The sequence below is a fragment of the Ramlibacter sp. genome, assembly GCF_028291745.1.
Classification (GTDB): Bacteria; Pseudomonadota; Gammaproteobacteria; order Burkholderiales; family Burkholderiaceae_C; genus Ramlibacter.
The window spans coordinates 99,709-122,807 of sequence record NZ_JAQGNQ010000128.1; the positions used below are offsets into that span (position 1 = coordinate 99,709).

At 69.0% G+C, this 23,099-nt stretch carries 21 protein-coding genes; 16 read left to right on the forward strand and 5 right to left on the reverse strand.

Annotated features, from left to right (window positions below; all coding sequences use genetic code 11):
• The first annotated feature begins 79 nt into the window (after nucleotides 1-79).
• The 14 genes from JWP60_RS23985 to JWP60_RS24050 all read left to right on the forward strand — a co-directional run bounded on the left by JWP60_RS23985 (nucleotide 80) and on the right by JWP60_RS24050 (nucleotide 13,586).
• Nucleotides 80-970 carry a TauD/TfdA family dioxygenase gene (locus tag JWP60_RS23985; protein ID WP_299797159.1) on the forward strand — a complete coding sequence of 297 codons (891 nt, stop codon included), beginning with the start codon at nucleotides 80-82 and terminating at the stop codon, nucleotides 968-970.
• Between the two features lie 15 nt (nucleotides 971-985).
• Nucleotides 986-1,975, forward strand: coding sequence for a tripartite tricarboxylate transporter substrate binding protein (locus JWP60_RS23990; RefSeq protein ID WP_299797162.1), 990 nt, complete (start codon nucleotides 986-988; stop codon nucleotides 1,973-1,975).
• Nucleotides 1,976-2,159: 184 nt separating this feature from the next.
• The gene (locus JWP60_RS23995) at nucleotides 2,160-2,486 is read left to right on the forward strand and encodes a hypothetical protein (RefSeq protein ID WP_299797165.1); all 327 of its coding nucleotides are present in this window, start codon (nucleotides 2,160-2,162) and stop codon (nucleotides 2,484-2,486) included.
• Entirely contained in the window at nucleotides 2,483-3,115 is a 633-nt protein-coding gene (locus JWP60_RS24000; protein ID WP_299797168.1) for a response regulator transcription factor, read from the forward strand. Before JWP60_RS23995 ends, JWP60_RS24000 begins: the two co-directional genes overlap by 4 nt.
• 93 nt (nucleotides 3,116-3,208) lie before the next feature.
• Entirely contained in the window at nucleotides 3,209-4,165 is a 957-nt protein-coding gene (locus JWP60_RS24005; protein ID WP_299797171.1) for a tripartite tricarboxylate transporter substrate-binding protein, read from the forward strand.
• A gap of 264 nt (nucleotides 4,166-4,429) precedes the next feature.
• Nucleotides 4,430-6,130 carry a methyl-accepting chemotaxis protein gene (locus tag JWP60_RS24010; RefSeq protein WP_299797175.1) on the forward strand — a complete coding sequence of 567 codons (1,701 nt, stop codon included), beginning with the start codon at nucleotides 4,430-4,432 and terminating at the stop codon, nucleotides 6,128-6,130.
• Nucleotides 6,131-6,176: 46 nt separating this feature from the next.
• Nucleotides 6,177-6,452 (forward strand): hypothetical protein, encoded by a 276-nt coding sequence (locus tag JWP60_RS24015; RefSeq protein WP_299797178.1) that lies wholly within the window; start codon nucleotides 6,177-6,179, stop codon nucleotides 6,450-6,452.
• Between the two features lie 82 nt (nucleotides 6,453-6,534).
• Entirely contained in the window at nucleotides 6,535-6,915 is a 381-nt protein-coding gene (locus tag JWP60_RS24020; protein WP_299797181.1) for a nuclear transport factor 2 family protein, read from the forward strand.
• 42 nt (nucleotides 6,916-6,957) lie between these two features.
• Nucleotides 6,958-7,239, forward strand: coding sequence for a hypothetical protein (locus tag JWP60_RS24025; RefSeq protein ID WP_299797184.1), 282 nt, complete (start codon nucleotides 6,958-6,960; stop codon nucleotides 7,237-7,239).
• 175 nt (nucleotides 7,240-7,414) lie between these two features.
• Entirely contained in the window at nucleotides 7,415-7,882 is a 468-nt protein-coding gene (locus tag JWP60_RS24030; RefSeq protein WP_299797187.1) for a (2Fe-2S)-binding protein, read from the forward strand.
• Nucleotides 7,883-7,938: 56 nt separating this feature from the next.
• Nucleotides 7,939-10,239, forward strand: a complete 2,301-nt coding sequence (locus tag JWP60_RS24035) for a xanthine dehydrogenase family protein molybdopterin-binding subunit (RefSeq protein WP_299797252.1) — start codon at nucleotides 7,939-7,941, stop codon at nucleotides 10,237-10,239.
• Nucleotides 10,240-10,836: 597 nt separating this feature from the next.
• On the forward strand, nucleotides 10,837-11,313 hold the full coding sequence (locus JWP60_RS24040; protein ID WP_299797190.1) for a MarR family transcriptional regulator: 477 nt from the start codon (nucleotides 10,837-10,839) through the stop codon (nucleotides 11,311-11,313).
• Nucleotides 11,310-12,533 (forward strand): MFS transporter, encoded by a 1,224-nt coding sequence (locus JWP60_RS24045; RefSeq protein WP_299797193.1) that lies wholly within the window; start codon nucleotides 11,310-11,312, stop codon nucleotides 12,531-12,533. The genes JWP60_RS24040 and JWP60_RS24045 overlap by 4 nt, the downstream gene beginning before the upstream one ends.
• Nucleotides 12,534-12,629: 96 nt before the next feature.
• Nucleotides 12,630-13,586: a tripartite tricarboxylate transporter substrate-binding protein gene (locus tag JWP60_RS24050; protein WP_299797196.1), complete on the forward strand. Its 957-nt coding sequence runs from the start codon at nucleotides 12,630-12,632 to the stop codon at nucleotides 13,584-13,586.
• A gap of 31 nt (nucleotides 13,587-13,617) precedes the next feature.
• Here JWP60_RS24050 and JWP60_RS24055 read toward each other — a convergent pair whose 3' ends face one another.
• Nucleotides 13,618-14,652 carry an amidohydrolase family protein gene (locus JWP60_RS24055; RefSeq protein WP_299797199.1) on the reverse strand — a complete coding sequence of 345 codons (1,035 nt, stop codon included), beginning with the start codon at nucleotides 14,650-14,652 and terminating at the stop codon, nucleotides 13,618-13,620.
• A 14-nt stretch (nucleotides 14,653-14,666) separates the two neighbouring features.
• Nucleotides 14,667-15,884: an MFS transporter gene (locus JWP60_RS24060; RefSeq protein WP_299797255.1), complete on the reverse strand. Its 1,218-nt coding sequence runs from the start codon at nucleotides 15,882-15,884 to the stop codon at nucleotides 14,667-14,669.
• Between the two features lie 313 nt (nucleotides 15,885-16,197).
• Between JWP60_RS24060 and JWP60_RS24065 the strand changes: the two genes are divergently transcribed.
• Nucleotides 16,198-17,382, forward strand: coding sequence for an ABC transporter substrate-binding protein (locus JWP60_RS24065; RefSeq protein WP_299797202.1), 1,185 nt, complete (start codon nucleotides 16,198-16,200; stop codon nucleotides 17,380-17,382).
• A gap of 55 nt (nucleotides 17,383-17,437) precedes the next feature.
• Here the strand turns inward: JWP60_RS24065 and JWP60_RS24070 are convergent, their stop codons facing one another.
• The 3 genes from JWP60_RS24070 to JWP60_RS24080 form a co-directional block, all read right to left on the reverse strand.
• A complete protein-coding gene (locus tag JWP60_RS24070; protein ID WP_299797204.1) occupies nucleotides 17,438-18,580 on the reverse strand; it encodes an alpha/beta fold hydrolase in 1,143 nt (380 codons plus the stop codon).
• A gap of 126 nt (nucleotides 18,581-18,706) precedes the next feature.
• The gene (locus tag JWP60_RS24075) at nucleotides 18,707-19,825 is read right to left on the reverse strand and encodes a DoxX family protein (RefSeq protein ID WP_299797258.1); all 1,119 of its coding nucleotides are present in this window, start codon (nucleotides 19,823-19,825) and stop codon (nucleotides 18,707-18,709) included.
• Nucleotides 19,826-20,196: 371 nt separating this feature from the next.
• Nucleotides 20,197-20,703 (reverse strand): cupin domain-containing protein, encoded by a 507-nt coding sequence (locus JWP60_RS24080; RefSeq protein ID WP_299797207.1) that lies wholly within the window; start codon nucleotides 20,701-20,703, stop codon nucleotides 20,197-20,199.
• A gap of 192 nt (nucleotides 20,704-20,895) precedes the next feature.
• Between JWP60_RS24080 and JWP60_RS24085 the strand changes: the two genes are divergently transcribed.
• Nucleotides 20,896-22,989, forward strand: a complete 2,094-nt coding sequence (locus tag JWP60_RS24085) for an alpha/beta hydrolase domain-containing protein (protein WP_299797210.1) — start codon at nucleotides 20,896-20,898, stop codon at nucleotides 22,987-22,989.
• Nucleotides 22,990-23,099 lie beyond the last annotated feature (110 nt).

A 23,099-nucleotide genomic window follows, 5' to 3' on the forward strand; every position in this document is an offset into this window, starting at 1 on the left:
CCAACTCTGTCTGAGCCCGCGCCTTTTCGGGTGCTATCTTCGGCCGCCTGTACCACCCCGCAGCCAAGGAAACAGGCCCATGCAAAGCGCAGCCGCAATCGATCGTCCCGCCACCCTGGCCGTGAAGCCCACCGGCGCGCCACTTGGTGCGGACATCGAAGGCCTGGACATGAATCGCCCGCTGGGTGAGGCGGAGGCCAACACGCTGAAGGAGGCCTGGGCGCGCCACCAGGTGCTGCGCTTTCGCGGCCAGCAGGGGCTCACGCTCGACGGGCTCGCGCAATTTTCCCGCTCTTTCGGCGCCCTCGACAAGCGGCCCACACCCAGCAAGCCGATGAGCCGCGAGTACGAGCAACTGCCGCCGGAGATCGCGGTGATCTCCAACGTGAAGGTGGAGGGCAAGGCGCTCGGCGCGCTGGGCGACGGCGAAGCCGCGTGGCACACCGACATGACGTACAACGAGATCCCGCCCAAGGGGGCCTGCCTGTACGCCGTCGAAGTGCCTCCGGCTGGCGGCAACACGCAGTTCGCCAACATGTATGCCGCCTACGAGACGCTGCCCGAAGCACTGAAGCAGCGGATCCAGGGACTGCGTTGCATCCATGACGCCAGCCGCAACAGCGCCGGCGAGCTGCGCATCGGCTACGAGGAAGTCACCGATCCGCGGCAGACGCGCGGTGCCGTGCAGCCGCTCGTGTCCACGCATGCAGTCACCGGCCGGCAGTGCCTGCTGCTGGGGCGCCGCCGCAATGCCTACATCGTGGGACTGCCGGTGCAGGAGAGCGAAGCCCTGCTCGATACGCTGTGGGCGCACGCCACGCGGCCGGAATTGACGTGGACCCAGGTGTGGCAGGTGGGCGACGTGGTGATGTGGGACAACACGTGCACCATGCACAGACGCGATGCCTTCGATCCGTCGACCCGCCGCCTCATGTACCGGACGCAGATCGCCGGCATCGTGGCCCTCTGAGCGAAGGACGCACACGTGAAAGCCTCGATCCGCATCGCCGGAGTGGCCGTGCTCGCCTCGGCCGCACTGCTGGCAGCGAAGGCACAGGTGCACAACACCGGCACCTGGCCCGAACGGCCGGTGAACATCGTGGTGGCCGGGCCGCCGGGCGGCGGCACCGACGCGATCGCGCGCATCGTCGCGGCCGACCTGCACGAGTCGCTGCACCAGACCGTCGTCGTCGATAACCGCGCGGGCGCAGGCGGCATCATCGGCACCAGGTACGTGGCTGGCGCGGCGCCCGATGGCAACACGCTGTTGCTGGGGCAGGTGTCCACCAACGCGATCGTGCCGGCGCTGGTGCGTCCGCGTCCCTACGACCCGGTGAAGGACTTCGTCGCGATCGGCATCGTCGGCACCGCGCCCGACGTGCTCGTGGTGGCCGCCAACAGCGGCATCCACAGTTTCGCGGAACTGCTGGCCAAGGCGAAGGCCTCACCCAAGCCCCTGAGCTACGGCTCGCCGGGCGTGGGCCTGTCGCAGCACATCGCCGGCTTCGCGCTGGCCAAGGCCGCCGGCGTGAACATGCTGCACGTGCCTTACCGCGGCAGCGCACCGGCGCTGACGGATCTTCTGGGCGGCCAGATCTCGATGATGTTCGTCACGCCGGGGGCCGCGGTGCCGTTCCTGAAGTCCGGCCAGCTGCGCGCGTTGGCCGTCACCTCGCACCGGCGCAGCCGCTTCCTCCCCGAGGTGCCAACGGTCGCCGAGCTGGGTTATCCCGGCGTGGAGGAAACGGGCTGGTTCGGACTGTTCGCCCCGGCCGGCACGCCGCCCGAGGTCGTGCAGACGTTGCGCACGCAACTGCGCGAAGCGGTCGCCAGGCCGCAGAACCACGCGAGGTTCGAAGCGCTGTATCTCGAGACGGCGCCCGATGCCGCGACCCGGGACTTCCCTTCGTTCGTGCAATCGGAATTCGGCAAGTGGGAGCGCGCCATCCAGCAACTGGGTGTCACGAGCGAGTAAGCAGTCGGTGCCGGACTCCCGGGAGCAGCTCGACGGAGATTCTTCTCGCGCAAGCCGGCACACTGGCTCTCTGGCGCGTAGACTGGGCCTTCACAGCCCCACACCAGTCGGCTATCCCTAGTGCTTCTAGTCGACGAGTATCTGCTCAGGGCTTGCTGTCTGCGCACTTTCTACCGGTGCAGCCATGCAGTACCCAGCCGCCCAGGCGGCGCCCGGCACTCCCCTTCTCGAGCGATGGCGGGCAGCCGAAGCCGCCGCGGATCTCGCCAGCCACGACCTGTTCAATGCCACCATCGCGTTTGCGCAAGGTCACGGTTGCGCGCCTTCACAGCGACAGCGCGACGAAGCCAGGGAACTCCGGCTGCGGGCGAACACCCTGTTCAAGCTGGCGATACTGTTCGGGCCGAGCGCCAGCGAGGTGCGGGCAGCGGCGTGGCATGGCGACGAGCCTCCGGGTTCGCGGGAGTCCGGGTGTGCGCCGGGCGGCCAGCAGGGAAGGTGGGCGCCATGATCCGCATCGGCATCATCGATGACCACGCGATCGTCCGCGCCGGCCTGAAGGATTACTTCGCGCAGCAGCCGGACTTCCAGGTGGTGGGCGAAGGCGGCTCCGGGCGGGAAGCGATCGACCTGGTGCGCAACACACCGCTGGACGTGCTGCTGATGGACTTGTCGATGCCCGGGCAAAGCGGCATCGACGCGATCGCGATGATCCGCGCCAAGGCTCCCGACGTGGGGATCCTGATCCTTTCCGGTTATGCGGAGGAACAGTACGCCGTCAGCCTGATTCGCCACGGTGCCAGCGGCTATCTTGGCAAGCAATGCGAGCCGGGCGAGATCGCCGACGCCATCCGCACCATCGCGCTGGGTCGCCGCTACTTCTCGGCGGCCGTGTCGGAGCTGCTGGCCAGCCAATTGACCTGCAAGCACGACGGCGAGCCGCACCAGGCACTCTCCGAGCGGGAGTTCCAGGTCTTCCTGCGGCTGTGCCGCGGCGAAACTGCCAGCGCCATTGCGCAGGATCTTTCATTGAGCGTGAAGACCGTCAGCACCTACCGCAGCCGCCTGATGGAGAAGATGGACCTGGCGTCGAACAGCGACCTGACCTACTACGCGCTGAAGCACAAATTGATCGACTGACAGGGAAAGCACCGACGCGTTGCCGCGCGCGGGGCGCTAACTTGGCGGCCCATGCTGCACAAGGGGACCGCGATGTGGATTGCTGCGATACGAATGCTTGCCTTGGCCGCCGTGCTGGCGGCGCCCACGGCCCGGGCCCTGGCCGACGACTATCCCAGTCACTCCATCGCGCTGGTGGTGCCGTTCGCCGCCGGCGGGCCCACGGACACCCTGGGGCGCATCCTGGCGGAGCGCATGTCACGCACGCTGGGCCACACCGTGCTGGTCGAGAACGTCACCGGCGCCGGCGGCACCATCGCCAACAGCAAGGTCATCAAGGCTGCGCCCGACGGCTACACGGCGATCATCGGCCACCTCGGCACGCACGTGCTGGCACCCGCCGTGCAGGGCCTCACCACCGACTACCTCAAGGACTTCGATCCGGTGGCCGTGGTCGCGACCAACCCGGAAGTGATCCTGTCGCGCAACGATGTGCCGGCGAAGAACCTGCAGGAGCTCGTGGCCTGGGTGAAGGCGAATCCGGGCAAGGTGACGTATGCCAGCGGCGGCGCGGGCACGCCCTCGCACATCATGGCCGCCGACTTCAGCCAGAAGATCGCGCCGCTCAACATCGTGCACTACCGCGGCGCCGCGCCCGCCATGCAGGACGTGGTGGCGGGCCACGTCGACATCTCCTTCGACCAGGCGGCCACGGGACTGAACTTCGCCCGCTCCGGCAAGGTGCGCGCCTATGCGGTCACGTCCGCCACGCGGGTGCCCTCCGCGCCCGATATTCCCACCGTCGACGAAGCCGGCCTGCCGGGTTTCTACATGTCCGTGTGGCACGGCATCTGGGTGCCGCGCGGAACACCGCCGGAGATCGTCGCCAAGCTGAGTGCCGCCGTGCGCGAGGCGCTCCTGGATCCCGAGGTGCGCAAGCGCTTCGCGGACCTCGGCCAGGAAATCCCGCCGCCCGAACAGCAGACACCGCGCGGCCTCGCCGCCCTGCACAAGGCCGAAACGGAGAAGTGGGTGCCCATCATCAAGGCCGCGAATATCCGCGCCAATTGACCGACTGAAAGGGCCGGCGCAACGCCGGCCGTCGCGGTTCACAAAACGGGCGCGGTGCGCGGGCCGGACGCCGTCGGTCCTGCTCAGCCCGCCGCGCATCCGGCAGCCGCCGCGACACGTAAGTCTCCGTTACATTGCTCATCCGTAGCGCGGCTGTTCCGCCTGCGATGCGCCCGGAGTGGGCGTTGCGGCGTCCGCCCGCGCCATCCACCCGTCATTGCACAACCCTCGGCGGGCCGGGCCCGCCGCCATCGAAAACACGACATGAAGAACAAGGCTTCCCGCGGCACCGGTGCCGTGCGGCTGCTCACCATCCGTGCGCGCCTGATCCTCGCTTTCGGCTCGCTGATCCTGCTGCTGGCCGCGATGGCCGGCGTCGGCGCCTGGCGGCTCGCGCAACTCGATCAGCGCGCCACCGAAATGGCGACGGTCAGCGTGCGCATCGAGCGCGTGCTGAGCGACTGGCTCGCCGAGTCGCGCGTGAACATGCTGCGCCGCCTGGTCGTGACGCGCACCGACGACCCCGCGCTGCTGCAATTGCTGGCGCCGGGACTCATCGCCAGCACGAAGCGCATCAACGAGCAGCAGCAGGAAGTGGAGTCGCTCGTGCACATCCCGGCGGGCGAGGCCTTGCTGCATGCCGGCGAGGCAAAGCGCCAGGCCTTCCTGGCCGTGCGCCTCGCGGTTGAAGAGAAGAAGAAGGCGGGTGACAACGCCGGCGCCATGGCCCTGCTGGAAAGCACCATGCTTCCCGCGCAGGACGCTTACATCGGTGGCGTGCAGGCCGTGCGCGACTTCTACACCGAGCAGGTGGCACGCGATGCCGCTGGCGCCGCGGAGAGCGCGCGCAGCGGCCGCATGCTGCTGGGCGGCTTCTGCGTCGCAGGCATCCTGCTGGCGCTGCTCGCATCGTGGCTGATCGCCCGTTCCATCACCCAGCCGATCGACGAGGCGGTGCGCGGCGCGCGCCGCGTGGCCGATGGCGACCTGAGCACCGACCTGCAAACGGGCGGCCGCGACGAGATGGCGCAGCTGCTGCAGGCGGTGGCGGACATGACCTCGCGCTTGCGCGCGCTGGTCGGTGAAGTGGCCCAGGGCGCACGCACGGTGGCGGACACCAGCGTGCAGATCGCACAAGGCAATGCGGACCTGTCGCAGCGCACCGAGGAACAGGCAAGCACGCTGGAGGAAACGGCCAGTTCGATGGAGGAGCTGACTTCCACCGTTTCGCAGAACGCGGAGAACGCGCGCGTTGCCAAGGAGCTTGCCGCGGGCGCAGCGGCGGTGGCGCGCGAAGGCGGTACCGCGGTGGGCCAGGTGGTGGCCACCATGAACGGCATCTCGGGTTCGTCGAAGAAGATCGCCGAGATCATCGGCGTGATCGACGGCATCGCCTTCCAGACCAACATCCTCGCGCTGAACGCCGCGGTGGAGGCGGCGCGTGCCGGCGAGCAGGGCCGCGGCTTCGCGGTGGTCGCGGCGGAAGTGCGCACGCTGGCGCAGCGCAGTGCCCAGGCCGCCAAGGAAATCAAGGCGCTGATCGGCGAGTCGGTGGCGCAGGTGGCAGCCGGTACCAACCAGGTGGACGTGGCCGGCCGCAAGATGCAGGACATCGTGCAGTCGGTCTCCAGGGTCAGCGAACTGATCGCGGAGATTGCATCGGCCAGCCAGGAACAGAGCAGCGGCATCGAGCAGATCAACACCGCGGTGACGCAGATGGACCAGGTGGTGCAGCAGAACGCCTCGCTGGTCGAAGAAGCGGCTGCCGCCACGGAATCGATGAAGGGCGAGGCCGAGAGTCTGTTGCAGGCCGTCGGCCGCTTCCGGCTCGCCGAATCCACGGCAGCTCCGGCAGCGGCGATCGCGCCGATCCAGTACGTGCGCAGCAATGCGGCGGCTGCGAGCGCGGACCGTCCGGCGCTGCCGGGGCGCAATCGCGCGCAGCAGGAGTGGCGCACGTACTGATCCACGCCGGGCAGCGCGGTTCATAGCGTATTGCTCCCTCCCTTCCGTGCGGGAGCTGGACGTGCCGGACATCACGCTGCTGGGTGGCCGCGTCGACTACGTGCAGGGTCGCAGGGTGGCGGTCCTGGTCTATGGCTACCGCAAGCACATCGTCGATCACTACATGTGGCCCGCCGAGGGGCGCGACACGGGCGTGGACGTGCAGGAGGTGCGCGGTTTCAAGATGGCGCAATGGCGCCAGGGCGGCCTGGCCCATCGCGTCGTCTCCGACATGAACGGCCAGGAGCTGGACGCGGTCGTCAAGGCCTGCCGCGCAGGATGACACGCGAAGCTTGACCCCGGAGGTCATCGCTTGAACGGCCCGGACATGGGACAACAGCGTCCTCAACACAAGGAGCTTCCTCATGGTTCAAGCTGTTTCCACTCCGGGTGAATTGGCCGTCCGCTACCTGCAGGCCTGGAACGAATCGGATCCGCAGCGGCGGCGCGCGCTGGTGGCCGAGGTGCTTTCGGACGACGCCAGCTATGTCGATCCCCTGGCCGAGGTCGCCGGCCACGAAGGGCTGTGTGCATTGATCGGCGGCATGCAGGCGAAGTTCGCCGGCGCGCGCTTCAGCTTGAAGGGCACGCCCGAAGGCCACCACGATCGGATCCGATTCTCGTGGACCCTGGCCGTGGACGGCAAGAAGCTGGCGGAGGGTACGGACGTCGCGCTGCTGGCGCCCGACGGCAGGCTCGAGGCGGTGACCGGATTCCTCGACTACGTGGATCCCGGTCTGGCGTGATCGCGGCCCCCGCAGGACAATCGCCGCACGCGGAGGTCTGCGATGCGAATGCTCCAACTGGCGACGGTGTGCGCGGCGCTTGCGGCATGCGCCGGCGTGCCGGTTGGCAGCGGCGGCCGGGACGAGATCGTCTTTGCGGCGGCCGACACGATCCGCATCCGGTGGAATCCGAAAGTCACCAACGCGGCCCGCGTGCGCGCCGAGGCGATCGCGTATTGCGGCGGTCGCCCGGTCGACGAAGTGGCTGCGTCACTGGCCAGCGAGGCCAGCGGCTTGCTGTCCAGCACCTGGCAGTGCCGGCCAAGCAGCGGAGCCGGGATGTAGCGCAATGCAAGTGACGCCTGCACACAAAGGCACTGCCTCAGCAGGGTCTCATCCGCTCATTGCCCGAGCGCTTGCCGCGGGCGCATGATCCCCCGCTGTGCTTGTTGGCTCGGCGATGGGCGACACCTGAGCCGTCGCGCGCCGTTCGCTTGCTGGTATTGACGAGGAGAACGATGTGACCACGCTTCAGATCAACGGGAAGTCGACCACGGTCGACGCGCCGGGAGACACTCCACTGTTGTGGGTGCTGCGCGACCACGTCGGCCTGACCGGCACGAAGTTCGGTTGCGGCATGGCGCTGTGCGGCGCCTGCACCGTTCACCTCGATGGCCAGGCGGTGCGTTCGTGCCAGACGCCGCTCTCGGCCGCGGCGGACAAGAAGGTCACCACCATCGAAGGCGTCGGCGCCACCCGCATCGGCAAGGCCGTGCAGACGGCGTGGCTGCAGGTCGGCGTGCCGCAGTGCGGTTACTGCCAGGCCGGCCAGATCATGAGCGCCTGCGCGCTGCTGCAAAGCAAGAGCAAACCCAGCGACGCCGATATCGAAGGCGCGATGAGCGGCAACATCTGCCGCTGCGGCACCTACACGCGCATCCGCACGGCGATCAAGCGCGCCGCCGGCATGCGGGAGGAAAGCGTATGACCAACCCCGCCACGCTCCCGGCCGGCATCGCCGCCGCTGCGTCCCTCGCCGCCGGCATGGACCTTGCCGAAGCCACCGGGGCTGGCGCGCTGAAGCGCCGTACCTTGCTCAAGGGCGTTCCGCTCGCCGGCCTCGTGCTCTCCGTCGGCCTGCCGCTCGCGGGGCGCGCCGAAGAGCCGCAGAAATACGGCGGCGACGGCATGCCGCAGGGGCTGCGCGAGAGCCCGCTGGTGTTCGTCTCGATCGCGCCGGACGGCCTGGTGCACATCGTCTGCAGCCGCTCCGAAATGGGGCAGGGCGTGCGTACCAGCATCCCGAAGATCCTCGCCGACGAGCTGGAAGCCGACTGGAAGCACGTGCGCGTCGTGCAAGCCGAAGGCAACGAGGCGAAGTACGGCAACCAGGACACCGACGGCTCGCGCTCCACCCGCCACTGGTTCGACCCGATGCGCCGCTGCGGCGCCGCCGCCCGCCAGATGCTGGAGCAGGCCGCCGCCAATCGCTGGAAGGTGCCGGTCGCGCAGGTCGAGGCGCGCAACCACGAGGTGATCCACAAGGCCACGGGCCGCAAGCTCGGTTATGGTGCGCTTGCCGTCGCGGCCGCGAAGCTCGAGGTGCCGCCGGCCGCGAAGCTGCGGCTGAAGGACCCGTCCCGCTTCCGCTACATCGGCAAGACCGATACCTTCCTCACCGACGGCGAAGCCATCGTCACCGGCAAGACGCAGTACGGCATCGACACGCGCCTGCCCGGCATGCTCTACGCCGTGATCGCGCGGCCGCCGGTGCTGGGCGGCAAGGTGCGCTCCGTGGACATGAGCGAGGCGCAGAAGGTGCCCGGCGTCGTCAAGATCTTCCAGCTCGAGGGCACGCCGCCGCCCTCGGAGTTCCAGCCGGTCGGCGGCGTGGTGGTCGTGGGCCGCGACACCTGGGCCGCGATCAAGGGCCGCAGCCTGCTGAAGATCGACTGGGACGACGGCCCGCACGCGAGCTACGACTCCGACGCATTTCGCCTCGAACTGGAGCAGGCGGTGCTCAAGACCGGTGGCAAGGTGGTGCGCAACGATGGCGATGCGGCCGCTGCCCTGGCCGGTGCGGCAAAGCGGATCGAGGCCAACTATTACGTGCCGCACTATGCGCACGCATCCATGGAATGCCCGGCGGCCACCGCCCGCATCCAGAACGGTGTCTGCGAAGTGTGGGCGCCGACGCAATCGCCGCAGGCCGCGCACGACCGGCTGGTGAAGCGGCTCGGACTCGCGCCGGAGAAGGTCACCGTCAACGTCACGCTGCTGGGCGGCGGCTTCGGGCGCAAGTCCAAGCAGGACTTCGTGCTGGAAGCAGCGCTCGTCTCGAAGGAGATGGGCGGCCAGCCGGTGAAGCTGACGTGGACGCGCGAGGACGACCTGCACAACGACTACTTCCACGCCGTGTCGGCCCAGCACGTCGAGGCGGGGCTGGACGCCAACGGCAAGGTGGTCGCCTGGCTGCAGCGCACGGCCGAACCCACGATCACCTCGATCTTCGGACCCGACCCGAAGCAGCTCGCGCCCTTTGAGCTGGGCCTGGGCCTGGTCGGCCTGCCTTACCAGATCCCCAACGTGCGGATCGAAAACCCCGCGGCCACCGCGCACACGCGCATCGGCTGGCTGCGCTCGGTGAACAACATCCAGCATGCGTTTGCCTCGCAGTCTTTCGTCGCGGAGCTGGCGCAGGCGCAGGGCAAGGACCATCGAGACTACCTGCTGGAGCTGCTCGGCCCCGACCGGATGATCGATCCGCGCAAGATCGGCGAAGGCTGGAACCACGGCGAGTCGCCCGAGCGTTATCCGATCAACACGGGGCGGCTGCGCCAAGTGGTGCTGAGGGCCACCAAGGAAGCGGGATGGGGCAAGAAGCTGCCGGCCGGCCAGGGGCTGGGGCTCGCGGCGCATTACAGCTTCGTGAGCTACATCGCGGCCGTGGTGCACGTGGAGGTCAGCCCCAAGGGCGACATCACCATCCCGCGCGTGGACATTGCCGTGGACTGCGGGCCGACGGTCAATCCCGACCGCGTGCGCTCGCAGATGGAAGGCGCCTGCGTGATGGGAGTGAGCCAGGCGATGCTGAGCCAGATCACCTTCAAGAAAGGCCGCGCCGAGCAGGACAACTTCCACCAGTTCGAGGTGGCGCGCATGAACCTCGCACCGAAGAAGATCGTCGTGCACATCATGCCCTCGACGTATGACGTGCCCCTGGGCGGCGCCGGCGAACCGGGCGTGCCGGTGATCGCACCGGCGCTGATGAACGCGATCCACGCGGCTACCGGCAGGCGCATCCGCGCACTGCCGTTGCGCAACCAGCTGTCGCCGCCGGTGTAGCGCGTGGATTGCGGGGCGAGCCCGCAATGACATCCGAAAGAACTCTTCGGAGGTCATCCGCGGCTCGAGCCGGCAATGACATCCGAAAAGTCTTCGGATGTCGTCCCGGGCTTGACCCGGGATCCACGACGGCCTCTCCACCAGCGCTGCGCGCGATGAGCGATCGGATGCGATCCGCTCAGTCGAGAAACCGCCCGCTCGCGCCCACCGGCGGCAGCATGCACATCTCGCTGCGGCCGAAGATGCGATAGCGGCGGCGGGCCACCGAACGGTAGGCGGCGTCGCGGATCGGGGCGGGGACGATCCAGCCGGCCCATGCGAGTTTCCAGGGCCAGCAGGCTGCCGTATCGGCATGACGGTCGCAACGTGCTGTTCGATACGGCTATCTCGTGCGGCCGGTCGACGTGGCGCAGGTGGCCAGCCTCGTCGAGGAACTGCTGCGCAAACGCGCAGGGTACACGTGACCTCGTAGGGTGGGACGCCGCAGGCGCCCCACCGTTTCCCGCGTGCGCAGGTGGGATGCCTGCGGCAATCCACCCTACTTGGCAATACGAAGGTAAACTTCGCAGTCATCCTTCGACCGCGCGCCCCACCGTCTTGACCGCCCCCAGCCCCGACTTCGCCGCCAGCCTGGCGGTCGAACTGCACGATATCGTCGGCAAGCTGCGCCGACGCATGCGCGAACAGGCCGATGCCGGCGACTTGCCGCCCTCGCAGGTGACGGTGCTGCGCCGGCTGGAAAGCGAAGGTCCTCTCACCGTCAGCGGTCTCGCGCGCGGCGCCGGCATGCGTTCGCAGTCGATGGGCGCCACGATCGCCGCGCTGCAGGCGGCGGGCCTCGTCGCTGGTGCGCCCGATCCCGCCGACGGCCGCCAGACCCTGCTGTCGCTCACGCCGGCCTGCCGCAAATGGATCCGCCAGACCCGCGCGGCCAAGCACGACTGGCTGTCGCGCGCGATCGCCTCGGAGCTCGGCGCCCGCGAGCAGCAGGAGCTGGCCCGCGCGCTCGCACTGCTGCAGCGTGTGATCGCCGCGCAGCCCGCGGCGCCCGCCGCGAAGGACCGCGCGCAGTGAGGACCACCTTCCGCTCGCTGGTCAACTTCAACTACCGGCTGTGGGCGGCCGGCGCGCTGGTGTCGAACATCGGCACCTGGATGCAGCGCACCGCGCAGGACTGGATCGTGCTGACGCAGCTGACGCAGCACGACGCCACCTCGGTGGGCATCGTGATGAGCCTGCAGTTCGGCCCGCAGTTCCTGCTGCTGCCGCTCACCGGCTACGCGGCCGACCGCTTCGACCGCCGCCGCCTGCTGGTCTTCACGCAATCGGCGATGGGCCTGCTTGCGCTCGGACTCGGCATCCTCACGCTCACCGGCGCCGTGCACCTCTGGCAGGTCTACCTCTTCGCCTTCCTGCTCGGATGCGTCACCGCCTTCGATGCGCCGACGCGCCAGAGCTTCGTGGCCGAACTGGTCGGCGATGCGCACTTGTCGAATGCGGTGGCGCTCAACTCCACGTCCTTCAATGCGGCCCGCATGATCGGGCCCGCCGTCGCCGGCGTGCTGATCGCGATCATCGGCAGCGGCTGGGTGTTCGTGCTCAATGCGCTGTCCTTTGCGGCGGTGCTCGCGGCACTCGCATTCCTGCGGCCGGCCGAATTCCACGCGCGCGTCGCCACGGGTGGCAAGGGCCGCGGCGTGGCGGACGGCATGCGCCATGTGTGGGGCCGGCCCGACCTGCGCGCGGTGCTGGTGATGTTCTTCCTGATCGGCACCTTCGGCATCAACTTCCCGATCTACATCTCGTCCATGTCGGTCTCGGTGTTCCACGTCGGGGCCGGACAGTTCGGCCTGCTGACGTCGGCGATGGCGGTCGGTTCGGTCACGGGCGCGCTGCTTGCCGCCGGGCGCGAGAAGCCGCGGATGGCGCTGCTGCTCGGTGCCGCGCTGGCGTTCGGGCTGGCGCTGATGATCGCCGCGGCGATGCCCACCTATCGCCTGTTCGCCGTGGCGCTGTTCTTCGTCGGCCTGGCGACGCAGACCTTCACCACCACGGCGCACAGCGCGGCGCAACTCTGGAGCGATCCGTCGCTGCGGGGACGCGTCATCGCGCTGGTGCTCGCCGTGTCGGCGGGGAGCACGCCGCTGGGGGCGCCCCTCATCGGCTTCATCGCGGACACGCTCGGCCCCCGCTGGTCGCTGGTGGCCGGCGCCAGTTCCGGCTTCTTCGCGGCGGCGGTGGGTGTGCTGGCGTTCGTGCGGCAACGCCGCGGCGCGATCGCGGCTGCCGCCTGAGGCTCCGCTACCATTTCAGGCTTCGTGCATTGCGCGCGCGCCGGCGCGCCACGGGACCGCCGTCCGGCCGTCCCGATATTTCTTGCAAGGACACCCATGCAACGTAGAGAGCTGCTCATGGCCGGCGCCGCACTTCCGGTGCTGGCGCGCGCGCAGTCGTTTTCCAGGAAGCCGATCCGCATCGTCGTTCCCTTCGGTCCCGGCGGCGTCGCCGATCTGACGGCCCGCGCAGTCGCCGCCAAGCTGGGCGAGAACATGGGCCAGACCGTGATCATCGACAACCGGCCGGGCGCCGGCGGCATCGCGGCTGCGCAAGCCGTGATCCAGTCGCAGCCGGACGGCCACACCCTGCTCCTCACGAGCAACGGCACGGCCGTGAGCGCGGGCTTGTTCAAGGCGCTGCCCTATGACCCGGTGAAGGACTTCGTGTCCATCTCCACCCTCGGCTACTTCGACATCGCGGTGCTCGCGTCGGCCAAGGGAAAATTCCGGAGCGTGAAGGACCTGATCGCCTATGCCAAGGCCAATCCCGGCAAGCTGAACGTGGCAACGATCGCCCTGGGCAGCACCCAGCACCTGGCCGCGGAGTTGCTGAAGATCCAGGCCGGCCTGAACTTCACGGTGGTGCCCTACAACGCGACGCCGGCGGTGGTCACGGCCTTGCAGGCGGGCGACGTCGACGTGGCGGTGGAGATCGTGCCGCCGGTGATCGGCCAGATCGCAGCGAAGACGCTGCGGCCGCTGGCGGTGATGGGCGCCAGGCGCTCGGCCACGCTGCCCGACGTGCCGACGCTCGCGGAAAGCGGCGTCGCCGGCTTCGACGCCTCGTCCTGGAACGCGCTGTCGGCACCCGCGCGCACGCCGCCCGACGTGGTGGCGCTGCTCAATCGCGAGGTGCTCAAGGCGCTGGATGCGCCACAACTGCGCCAGCAACTGCTGGCGCTGGGCGTCGCGGCGCGCGGCAGCACCCCGCAGCAGCTCACGACCCTGCTCACCACGGAAACGAAGCGCTGGAGCGACGTGATCGTGCGCAGCAAGGTCGCGCGCCAGTAAGCCACGGCGTCCGCAAGACGCCGCTTGGCGCTCAGCGTTGCGCGCAGCGCGGATGCAGGCGCAGGCGCGGATAAACGCCCAGCGCGTTGTCCGCGAAGATGCGGGCCTTCTCGTCCTCGCCGACCGAGGGGGAGTCCGCCACATAGCGGCGCGTGTCGTCGAAGTGGTGGCCGGTGCGCGGATCCACGCCTTGCACCGCGCCGAAGGTTTCCGACGCGAACAGCACGTTGGCCGCCGGCACCACCCGCAGCAGCAGGTCGATGCCGGCCTGGTGATAGACGCAGGTGTCGAAGTACACGTTCTTCAGCACCTTGTCTTCCAGCGGCGGCAGGCCCAGGTCCTGCGCCAGGCCGCGGTAGCGCCCCCAGTGGAAGGGAGCCGCGCCGCCGCCGTGCGGGATGATGAACTTCAGCGTCGGGAAGTCCTTCAGGATGTCCGACGTGAGGAACTGGACGAAGGCCGTCGTGTCGCCGTTGATGTAGTGCGTGGCCACCGCATCGAAGTGCGGATTGCACGAGCCGCTGACGTGGATCATCGCGGGGATGTCCAGCTCCACGAGCTTCTCGTACAGCGGGTACCACCAGGTGCGGTCATGCAGCGGCGGGTCCGCCCAGCGGCCGCCGGTAGGATCCGGGTTCACGTTGGCGGCGACGAAGCCGTACTCGTTGACGCAACGTTCCAGTTCCTCGAACACGCGCGCACCGGGCGCCACGCCAGGCGCCTGCGGCAGCTGGCAGGCGCCGGCGAACTGTTGCGGGAAGAGCCGGCAGACACGATCGATCAGGGCGTTGTTGAAGCGCGCCCAGGCCACGTTCGTGGCCTCGTCGCCGCGATGGTGGTCCATGGCCACCGCCTTGGGCGAGAAGATCGTGAGGTCCACGCCGCGCTCCTGCATGCGGCGCAGTTGCTGGCCGGAGATGGCCGCGCGGATCTCGTCGTCCGAGACGGCGGGGGCGGCGATGTGATCGGCCCGCCCGGTGGCGTCGAATTCAGCGAGCTGGCGCTTGCGGTAGTCGGCAACCTGCGGCGGCGCCGTGGTGAAGTGTCCGTGGCAATCGATGATCATGGCAGTAGGAATCTTCAGCGCGCCGGCCGGGCCGGCGCCACCTTCATGGAGGCGGCGATCGCCGCGGCAAGCACCAGGAAGCCCGCGACCACCATCAGCGCGATCGAGAAGCTGCCGGTGCGCGTCTTCACGAGCCCGATCAGCCACGGGCCGATGAGGCCGCCGAACTGCGCGATCGTGTTCACCACCGCGATCGACACGGCCGCCGCTGCGCCGGTCATGAACGAGGCGTTGAGGCTCCAGAACAGCGAGTTGCCCGAGTTCATGCCGAGGCCGGCGATGCACAGGAACACATAAGCCCACACCGGCTCGTGCACCAGCGCACTCCCGGCCATGCCGATGGCGCCGATCACGTAGACGAGCGCCAGGTGCCACTTGCGGTCGCCGGTGCGGTCGGAGCTCGCGCTGATCAGGATCGTGCCGATCACGCCCAGCAGCGGCGGCACGGCCGACAGGAAGCCGATCTCCAGGTAGCTCAGCTTGCCCATGCTCTTGATGATCAGGGGCAGCCACATCAGCATGCCGTAGATGCCCACCAGCGCGCAGCCGAACAGGATGGCCAGCAGCCACACGCGCGGGTCGCGCAGCGAGTCGAACAGCGAACCCTTGCCGCTCGCCTGCAGCTCCGTGCGCTCGGCGCGCAGCTCGGACTCGAGCCACTGCTTCTCGTCGCTGGTCAGCCACTTGGCCTGCGCGGGCGTGTTGGGCAGGTACACCAGGGTGAAGAATCCGAGCAGCACGGTCGGCACGCCCTCGATGATGAACATCCACTGCCAGCCGTGCAGGCCGCCGACGTCGTTGGCATACGTGATCAGCGCGCTCGACACCGGCCCGCCCAGGATGGCGGCGAAGGCGCCGGCGGTGATGTAGCCGCCCACCGCTCGCGCCCGGTACTGGCGCGGGAACCAGAAGGTCACGTAGAGCGCCATGCCGGGCAGCACGCCGGCCTCGGTGAGACCGAGCAGGAAGCGCAGCGCGTCGAAGCTCCACTCGTTCCAGATGAAGGCGGTGACGGTCGCGACCGCGCCCCACGCAATCAGCAGCAGGCCGAGCCAGAACTTCGCGCCGAAGCGAAAGAGCGCGAGGTTGCTGGGGATCTGCGGGATCATGTAGCCGACGAAGAACACGCTGGCGCCGAAGCCGAAGACCGCGGGGCTGAAGCCCAGGTCCTGGTTCATCTGCAAGCCGGCGAAGCCGAGATTGATGCGATCCAGGTAGTTGAAGAACATCATCAGGAAGAGCAGCGGCACGAGCCGCAGGTAGATCTTCCGGACGGTGCTGTCCTGGGGATGGGCCGGGGTTTGTGTCCCGTTCAGGACGGTGGTACTGCTCACTTTGTCACCTCGCATTTTTTCCCTGGTATGCGGGCGTCCAGGCAGGACGGCCCTGACCCACTATTGTGATCGACCATCCGTTCGTCGTTCGCTGCCTCGGGTGCTGTGCTCCGCCCGGTGGCGGCGCGGCGCACGCGCAAGCAGCCCTGTGGCTGCGCTAAGCTCACCGGGCGGTTCTTTCTCTCCAATTCCGAACGAGGAGCACTCCATCATGATCTGCAAGAAATTCGTGGTCCCCGCGGCCGTTGCCGTCTGCGCAGCGGCGGCGGCCCTGACCGCGGTGCCGGCGGCAGCGGCCGATCCGATCAAGATCGGGCTGATCCTGCCCATGACGGGTCCCTTCTCGTACATGGGGCGGCAGGTCAGCGCCGGCGTGCAGCTGTACCTGGCGGAGCACGGCGACACCGTGGCGGGCCGCAAGATCGAGATCCTGCTGAAGGACGACGCCGGCACGCCCGACACCTCGCGCCGGCTGGCGCAGGAAATGGTGGTGAACGACAAGGTGACGGTGCTGGCCGGATTCGGCCTCACGCCGCAAGCCTTCGCCACCGCGCCGATCGCCACCCAGGGCAAGACACCGATGGTGCTCATGCAGGCCGCCACGTCCTCGGTGACCGAGAAGTCGCCGTACATCGTGCGCACCAGCATGACGCTGCCGCAGGTGACCGTGCCCGTGGCGGAATGGGCTGCGCGCAACAACATCCACAAGGTCGTGACGCTGGTCTCGGACTACGCGCCCGGCATCGACGCCGAGACGGCCTTCAAGAGCCGCTTCACCGCCAAGGGCGGCGAGGTCACCGCCTCCCTGCGCATGCCGATGATCACCAATGATTTCTCGCCCTACCTGCAGCGCGTGCGCGACGCCAAGCCGGACGCCGTGTTCGTGTTCGTTCCGGCGGGCGATTCGGCCGCCGTGTTCATGAAGCAGTTCGCCGAGCGCGGCCTCGACAAGGCCGGCGTCAAGCTGCTGGGCACGGGCGACATCGTGGACGATGACGTGCTCGGGAACATGGGCGACGTGGCGCTGGGCACGATCACCTCGCACCACTACTCCGCGGCGCATCCGTCGGCGGCCAACAAGAAGTTCGTCGCGGCCATCGAGAAGGCCAACAAGGGCATGCGACCGAGCTTCATGGCCGTGGGTGGCTACGACGGCATGCGCGTGATCATGGAGGGGCTCAAGGCCACCAACGGCGCTGGCGGCGAAGCGCTGGTGAACGCGATGAAGGGCCAGAAGTTCGAAAGCCCGCGCGGCCCGGTGCTGATCGACCCGCAGACCCGCGACATCGTGCAGGACGTCTACATCCGCAAGGTCGAACGCGTGAACGGCAAGTTGTTCAACGTGGAATTCGATGTCGAGAAAGCCGTGAAGGACCCGGGCAAGGCGGCGAAGTAAACGGGTCTTGCTCCCTCCCCTCCGGGGGAGGCTTGGGGTCGGCGCGCTCCCGCTTTCACCTCGCTTCTGAATACCCCATCCGCAACACGCCCCGGCTCGTCCCGTTCACCTTCCCGTCCCGCAGCCAGTCGATCGTGGCCTGGAACAGCAGCTGCCGGTTGCGCTCCCACATGGCGTTGTGCGAGGAGCAGGCGAGGTCGATCAGCACCTTGTTGTCGCCACCCCAATCCTCGTACAGCTCGCGCACGCGCCGCGGATCGACCTGCTTGTCGTGCTCGCCGGTGATCATCAGGAAGGGAATGCGCTCGCCGGCCACCGTCTCGCGGTTGAATCCCCAGGTCGGCACCGACGGCGCGCGCCGCACGCCGGGGGCCCATCTCGCGCCGACGGGGTCCGACTCCAGCATCTCGTCGAAGATGTCCTTGGCCACGGCCGCGTCGTACTGGCCGGGGCAGCCGACCTGCCGGTCCCAGTTGGCGATGAAGTCGGTGCGCGACTGCACGGTCAGCGCGCCATCGATGCGCGGCAGCGACGCGGGTGCCGACAGGGCGGAGTCGCGCGTATAGGCAGGCGCGAGCACCGCAATCCGCTCGACTTTCTCCGGGTGCCGCGCCGTGTAGCCGGCGATGCGCGGGCCGCCCTGTGACCAGCCGACCAGCGAGACGCGCTCCACCCCGCGCAAGGCGCGAACGAAATCCACGGCTGCATCGATGTCCTTCCAGTCGGAGTCCATGGTGGTGATCGCGGTGGCTTGCGACGGCTCGCAGGCTGCCGGAATCACCCCGGGGACGAAGCGCGCCTGCTGCTGCCTGGCCAGGTTGCACGCATCGTTCATCGCCGGCGGCCGGCTCGAGCGGCCGTAGCCCGTCATGTCGACGGCGAACGTGTCGAAGCCGGCGCGCGCCACGGCGTCGAGCCAGCTGTAGTCCGCGCGGCGCGAGTCGAAGGAGACCTCGGCCGGCGTGCCCGCGCCGTGCACGAACAGGACCACCGGTCGTGCGCCGCGCTCGGCAGCGGCGGCCGGCGCCACCTCGCGCAGATAGAGCTGGGCCTGCTGACCCGCGAGGCCGGGGGCCGAAGAGACCACGTTGACGCGATGCTCCCGTGCGACCAGGCCCGCAGGCGCCTGCGGCGAAGAGGACGCACAGGCGGCGACGAGGAAGCTCGCGGCAAGGCACGCCGGCAGGTAAAGGCGCATGGAAGGCTCCTGGTGTGATGCCGGACGAAGCTTTCCGGCCACGCACGCCGGTGTCATCGGTACAAACGTGCACCCGTTTGCGCGCACCGATGGCATGCCCGGGCCGCCCGCGCTACAGCGATACCGTCAGGGCCTGGGCCGCGCCGGCCGGTTCTGGCGCACCGCGCGCAGCACCCACGCAGCCAGTGCCGCGCTCGCCAGGGTTGCCACGGCAAGATCGGGCCAGATCGTCACCACCTGCACGTGCGCGGCGGAGGCAAGCTCGTGCGTGAGGAAGTAGAGACCCGTCATGCCGGTGACAGCCATCAGGAAGAGGCTGCACAGGTCGATCGCTTGCCACGCCGCGTGCTCCGGCAGCCGGCGCGGCAGGCGGTTGCGCGTGGTCGCCAGGATGAACAGGGGGAACAGCATCGGCAGGTGGCCGATCGCATCCACCGCGCCCACCGCAGGAATCGCGGCCACCAGCATGAAGAACAGCACGGCGGCCGCCACCTGCGACGACACGCCGCCAAACAGCATCAGGAAGGCGAGCGCCACCTCGATGAAGCCGGCCGCCATCGCCCAGAAGTTCGGGGCCAGACCCATGGCCAGCGTGGGCAGCTGGTTGCGCAGGATGTCGCAGGTCCACTCGGGGTAGAGCCACTTCTCGATGCCCACCCACAGGAAGCTGGTGGCGACCATGAGGCGCAGCACGAGCAGGCCGTCGGCCGCGCCGTGCCGCTGCGAGAGGCGATCCAGCGAGAGGAACACGCAGACCCCGAGGAACAGCTGGTAGTCCATCAGGTGCACGATGCCGTACACGTGGGCCGAATAGAGGTACAGCAGCACCACGCCTGCGCAAGCCGGGATCACGCCGGCGCGGAACAGCATGCCGGCGGCAATCGCCAGTTGCAGCGGCAGCACCCACGAGGTCGGCGACTTGAGCTCCGGCGTGAGCGTGATCGGCTGGTCGCGGTAGTAGATGGCGATCGCAGCGAAGAACAACGCGCAGCCGATGCGCAGCACCGGGGCGGCGGCTTGCGACATGCGACTGTCGATGCGTCGCAGCAGGTGCATCAAGCGGCTGTTGCCTTCGGCGAGCCGCACGTCGATGCCGCGCACGCCGCCGACCACCACCAGGGCGAGCAGCAGGAGCGCGACGAAAAAGGGTGAAGTGAGAAGCGTCGTCAGCGCCTGCGGAGCGACGTTGTCGGCCGCCACCTGGCTGAACCAGCGGACATGGGCCTGGGCCAATCCGGGCAACATGATGGTCACGGCGCAAGCCGCGAGATGCCAGGAGGAACATCGTTTAGCGCGCCTCCCGATCGCGGATTCGATCCCGCATGCGCGCCCACGATCCGCCTGGAATGGCTGGTCCATCAATTCCCTCCTGCTCGGCGCACGGTGCGCCAATCCCTCACGACCGATCGGTGTCGGCCGGCCTGCTGCGATCAACGCCGCACGGATCGCGCCACGGCGCGCGCCGCGCAGTCGTTGCGCTCCGGCGAGAGGCGCCGGAAAAGATCACGCAGCACAGGGGGTTCGCTGCAGGAAAGCGCGGGGCGCGGTGGGGAATCGTCCCCACGTTCGGGGGCGCGGCACCGGGGTACCCGCGGCCGCTTGCGCGCGCAAGACGGCTATTCGCCTTGCCAGTAGTCGACGTTGTCCTCTTGCCGACCGACATGCCGGAAGCCTTGCGGGCCCATGCCATCGAGCACGGCCAACTTGCCGGTGTCGGGGTACTGGCAGACTTCCGGCTGCAGCATCGTGCTGACGGCCAGGTACTTCAGCGCAGACGTGCCGGTATTCACGAACTGGTGGGCGACCTCCGGTCCGCCCGGCGCACACGACACCACGTCGCCCGCCCGCACGGGAAAGGCCTGGTCGCCGAAGCGCAGCTCGCCGTCCCCTTCGATCACGAAGAACAGTTCCTCGTTGGAACGGTGGCTGTGAAACGGAAAGGCGCGCTTGCCGGGCGCCACCTCCGTCACGTTGCATCCCAGCTTCTTCGCGCCCAGCGGCCGGCCCAGGGGCGCCATGCGGCCGCCGAAGCGCGCGGCCGGCAATTCGCTGCCCATCATGCGCGACAGGTCCGCCAGGTCGGTGTAGCTCGCATCGGCGATATTCAGGATCGGATTGGCCATCTGCTTCCTTCAGGAATTGGCTAGGTCACGAATGTAGGGTCGGGTGCCGCAGGCACCGCACCGTTGCGCACGGAGGTGGTATGCCTGCGGCACCCCAGCCTACAAGGATGCAGTGCCGTACCGCCCCGGGCAGCCACCCTTGTGCCCCGCCAGCGGGCTGGCTAGCATCGCGGCCTTCCCTGGAGGGCTGCCATGCTCCGCTGCCGTTTCCCTTGCGCGCTGCTCGCGCTGGCGCTTGCCGCGCCCCTGGCGCACGCGCGCGTCACGCGCATCGTGATCGACGAGACGCTCCCTTTGCCGGCCTCCGAGTCAGGGGGTGTCGCCAGCGAGCGCATCGCCGGACGCGCCTTCGGTGAACTCGACCCGGCAGTGAGCGTCAACGCGATCATCAACGACCTGCCGCTGGCGCGCGATGCCGACGGCCGGGTGCGCTACGTCGCCACCTTCGTGATCACGCGGCCCGTGGACCTGGCGCGCGCCAGCGGCCTGATGTGGCACGAGGTGCCCAACCGCGGACTGCGCCGGCCCAACGTGCCGGCGGAGCGCGCCAACGGCGACATCGATCTCACCAGCGCCTGGCAGGGCGACAACGCCGGTGCGACCGCCGTGCGCGCCACCGCGGCCGTCGACCAGCCGCACTGGCTGAAGCTGCCGATCGCGCACAACGGCGACGGCTCGCCCGTTACCGGCGAAGTCTTCGGCCGCATCGTCAATCGCAGCGGCGCCGACTCGCAGCCGCTGATCGTGCAGACCAACCCGGTGCCCTACCGGCCGGTCTCGCTGGATACGCGCGCGTCGCGCCTGGTCTCGCGGGTGGCCGAGTCCACGCGCGGGGAGGTGATCGGCGAGACCGCGATCGCGCCCGGCGACTGGGCCTGGGCCCGCTGCGATGCCTCGCATCCCTTCCCCGGCACGCCGGACCCCACGCAGATCTGCCTGCGCAATGGCTTCGATGCGCATCGTCTCTACCAGGTCGTCTTCCGCTCCGCCGACGCCTACGTGCTGGGCGTCGGCTTCGCAGCGTGGCGCGATGTCGGCGTGTTCTTCAAGACGGCGCGCGCGGACGACGCCGGCACGCCCAATCCCGTTGCCGGTGCGGTCACGCACAGCATAGGACGAGGCGTCTCGCAGTCCGGCAACTTCCTGCGCGGCTGGCTGCACCTGGGCTTCAACCAGGACGAGGCGGGCCGCCAGGTGCATGACGGCCTGTGGCCCATCATCGCCGGGCGCCGCATCGCCCTGAACTTCCGTTGGGCCCAGCCCGATGGCGTGCTGGAGCTCTATCAGGCCGGCAGCGAAGGCCCGCAGTGGTGGCTGCCGCAGGCCGACCCGGTGCGCGGCGTCGCGGCCGCGGGCCTGCTGGATCGCTGCCTGGCCACGCGCACCTGCCCGAAGATCATCGAGCACTTCGGCGCGGCGGAGGTGTGGGCCCTGAAGCTCACGCCGGAATGGGTGGGCACCGACGCGCGTGCCGACCTGCCGCTGCCGCCCAACGTGCGCCGCTACTACATCGCGAGCAGCACCCACGGCGGTGGCGCCGGCGGCTTCGACAGCAGCGTGCCCGGCGCGGGCCTGCCCACGCAGGGGCCGACCTGCCCCGGCAACAACTACGGCACCGGCCTGCTGCCCGCCAACCCGATGCCGCACACCGAGACGGTGAATGCGCTGCGCGTGCACTTTCGCAACTGGGTGATGCGCGGCATCGAGCCGCCACCGAGCCAGTGGCCCACGCTCGCCGCGGGCACGCTGGTGCCCGCTCACAAGCTGGCGCTGGGATTCCCCTCGCTGCCGCAGCTACGGCCCACGGTGCCGGAGCCCGACTTCATCATGCCGGTGCTCGATTACGAATGGGGCGAGCGCTTCAGTGCGGTCGACGGCTCCGGCATCCCGGCGAACGCGCCGCCCGCGATCCGGCAGGTGCTGGCCATGCTCGCGCCCAAGGTCGATGCCGACGGCAACGAACTCGGCGGCGTGCCGGTGGTGCTGCGCGATGCGCCGCTGGGCACGTATCTCGGTTGGAACGTCACCGCCGGCGGCGCGCGCCCCTTCCACCAGGGCCAGATCTGCAATTACGTGGGCGGCATGGTGCCGTTCGCGCGCACCCGGGCCGAGCGCGTCGCACTGGCCGATCCGCGGCTTTCGCTGGAGGAGCGCTACGGAACGCACGAGGGCTATGTCGAGGCGGTGCGCAAGGCAGCGGACCGCGCCATGGGCGCGGGCTTCCTGCTGCGCGAGGATGCGCAGCGGCTGGTGCGCGAGGCCGAAGGCAGCCGGGTGCTGCGATGACGGTCCTTCGCCCTGGGGCTCGATCCCTGCCGCCGCAGGGTGAGATCACCTGCTCCTGAGCTTCACATCACAGGGTAGCTATTTGCGTCCTGTTGCCGCGCGTTCACCGC

Excerpts from the sequence above, each read along its gene's own strand:
- JWP60_RS24055 (WP_299797199.1), bottom strand. The coding sequence starts at position 14,652 with ATGATCATCGATTGCCACGGACACTTCACCACGGCGCCGCCGCAGGTT.
- JWP60_RS23995 (WP_299797165.1), top strand. The coding sequence starts at position 2,160 with ATGCAGTACCCAGCCGCCCAGGCGGCGCCCGGCACTCCCCTTCTCGAG.
- JWP60_RS24000 (WP_299797168.1), top strand. The coding sequence starts at position 2,483 with ATGATCCGCATCGGCATCATCGATGACCACGCGATCGTCCGCGCCGGC.
- JWP60_RS24050 (WP_299797196.1), top strand. The coding sequence starts at position 12,630 with ATGCAACGTAGAGAGCTGCTCATGGCCGGCGCCGCACTTCCGGTGCTG.
- JWP60_RS24020 (WP_299797181.1), top strand. The coding sequence starts at position 6,535 with ATGGTTCAAGCTGTTTCCACTCCGGGTGAATTGGCCGTCCGCTACCTG.
- JWP60_RS24060 (WP_299797255.1), bottom strand. The coding sequence starts at position 15,884 with ATGATGTTCTTCAACTACCTGGATCGCATCAATCTCGGCTTCGCCGGC.
- JWP60_RS24025 (WP_299797184.1), top strand. The coding sequence starts at position 6,958 with ATGCGAATGCTCCAACTGGCGACGGTGTGCGCGGCGCTTGCGGCATGC.
- JWP60_RS24035 (WP_299797252.1), top strand. The coding sequence starts at position 7,939 with ATGGACCTTGCCGAAGCCACCGGGGCTGGCGCGCTGAAGCGCCGTACC.
- JWP60_RS24075 (WP_299797258.1), bottom strand. The coding sequence starts at position 19,825 with ATGTTGCCCGGATTGGCCCAGGCCCATGTCCGCTGGTTCAGCCAGGTG.
- JWP60_RS23985 (WP_299797159.1), top strand. The coding sequence starts at position 80 with ATGCAAAGCGCAGCCGCAATCGATCGTCCCGCCACCCTGGCCGTGAAG.
- JWP60_RS24065 (WP_299797202.1), top strand. The coding sequence starts at position 16,198 with ATGATCTGCAAGAAATTCGTGGTCCCCGCGGCCGTTGCCGTCTGCGCA.
- JWP60_RS24070 (WP_299797204.1), bottom strand. The coding sequence starts at position 18,580 with ATGCGCCTTTACCTGCCGGCGTGCCTTGCCGCGAGCTTCCTCGTCGCC.
- JWP60_RS24085 (WP_299797210.1), top strand. The coding sequence starts at position 20,896 with ATGCTCCGCTGCCGTTTCCCTTGCGCGCTGCTCGCGCTGGCGCTTGCC.
- JWP60_RS24080 (WP_299797207.1), bottom strand. The coding sequence starts at position 20,703 with ATGGCCAATCCGATCCTGAATATCGCCGATGCGAGCTACACCGACCTG.
- JWP60_RS24005 (WP_299797171.1), top strand. The coding sequence starts at position 3,209 with ATGCTTGCCTTGGCCGCCGTGCTGGCGGCGCCCACGGCCCGGGCCCTG.
- JWP60_RS24010 (WP_299797175.1), top strand. The coding sequence starts at position 4,430 with ATGAAGAACAAGGCTTCCCGCGGCACCGGTGCCGTGCGGCTGCTCACC.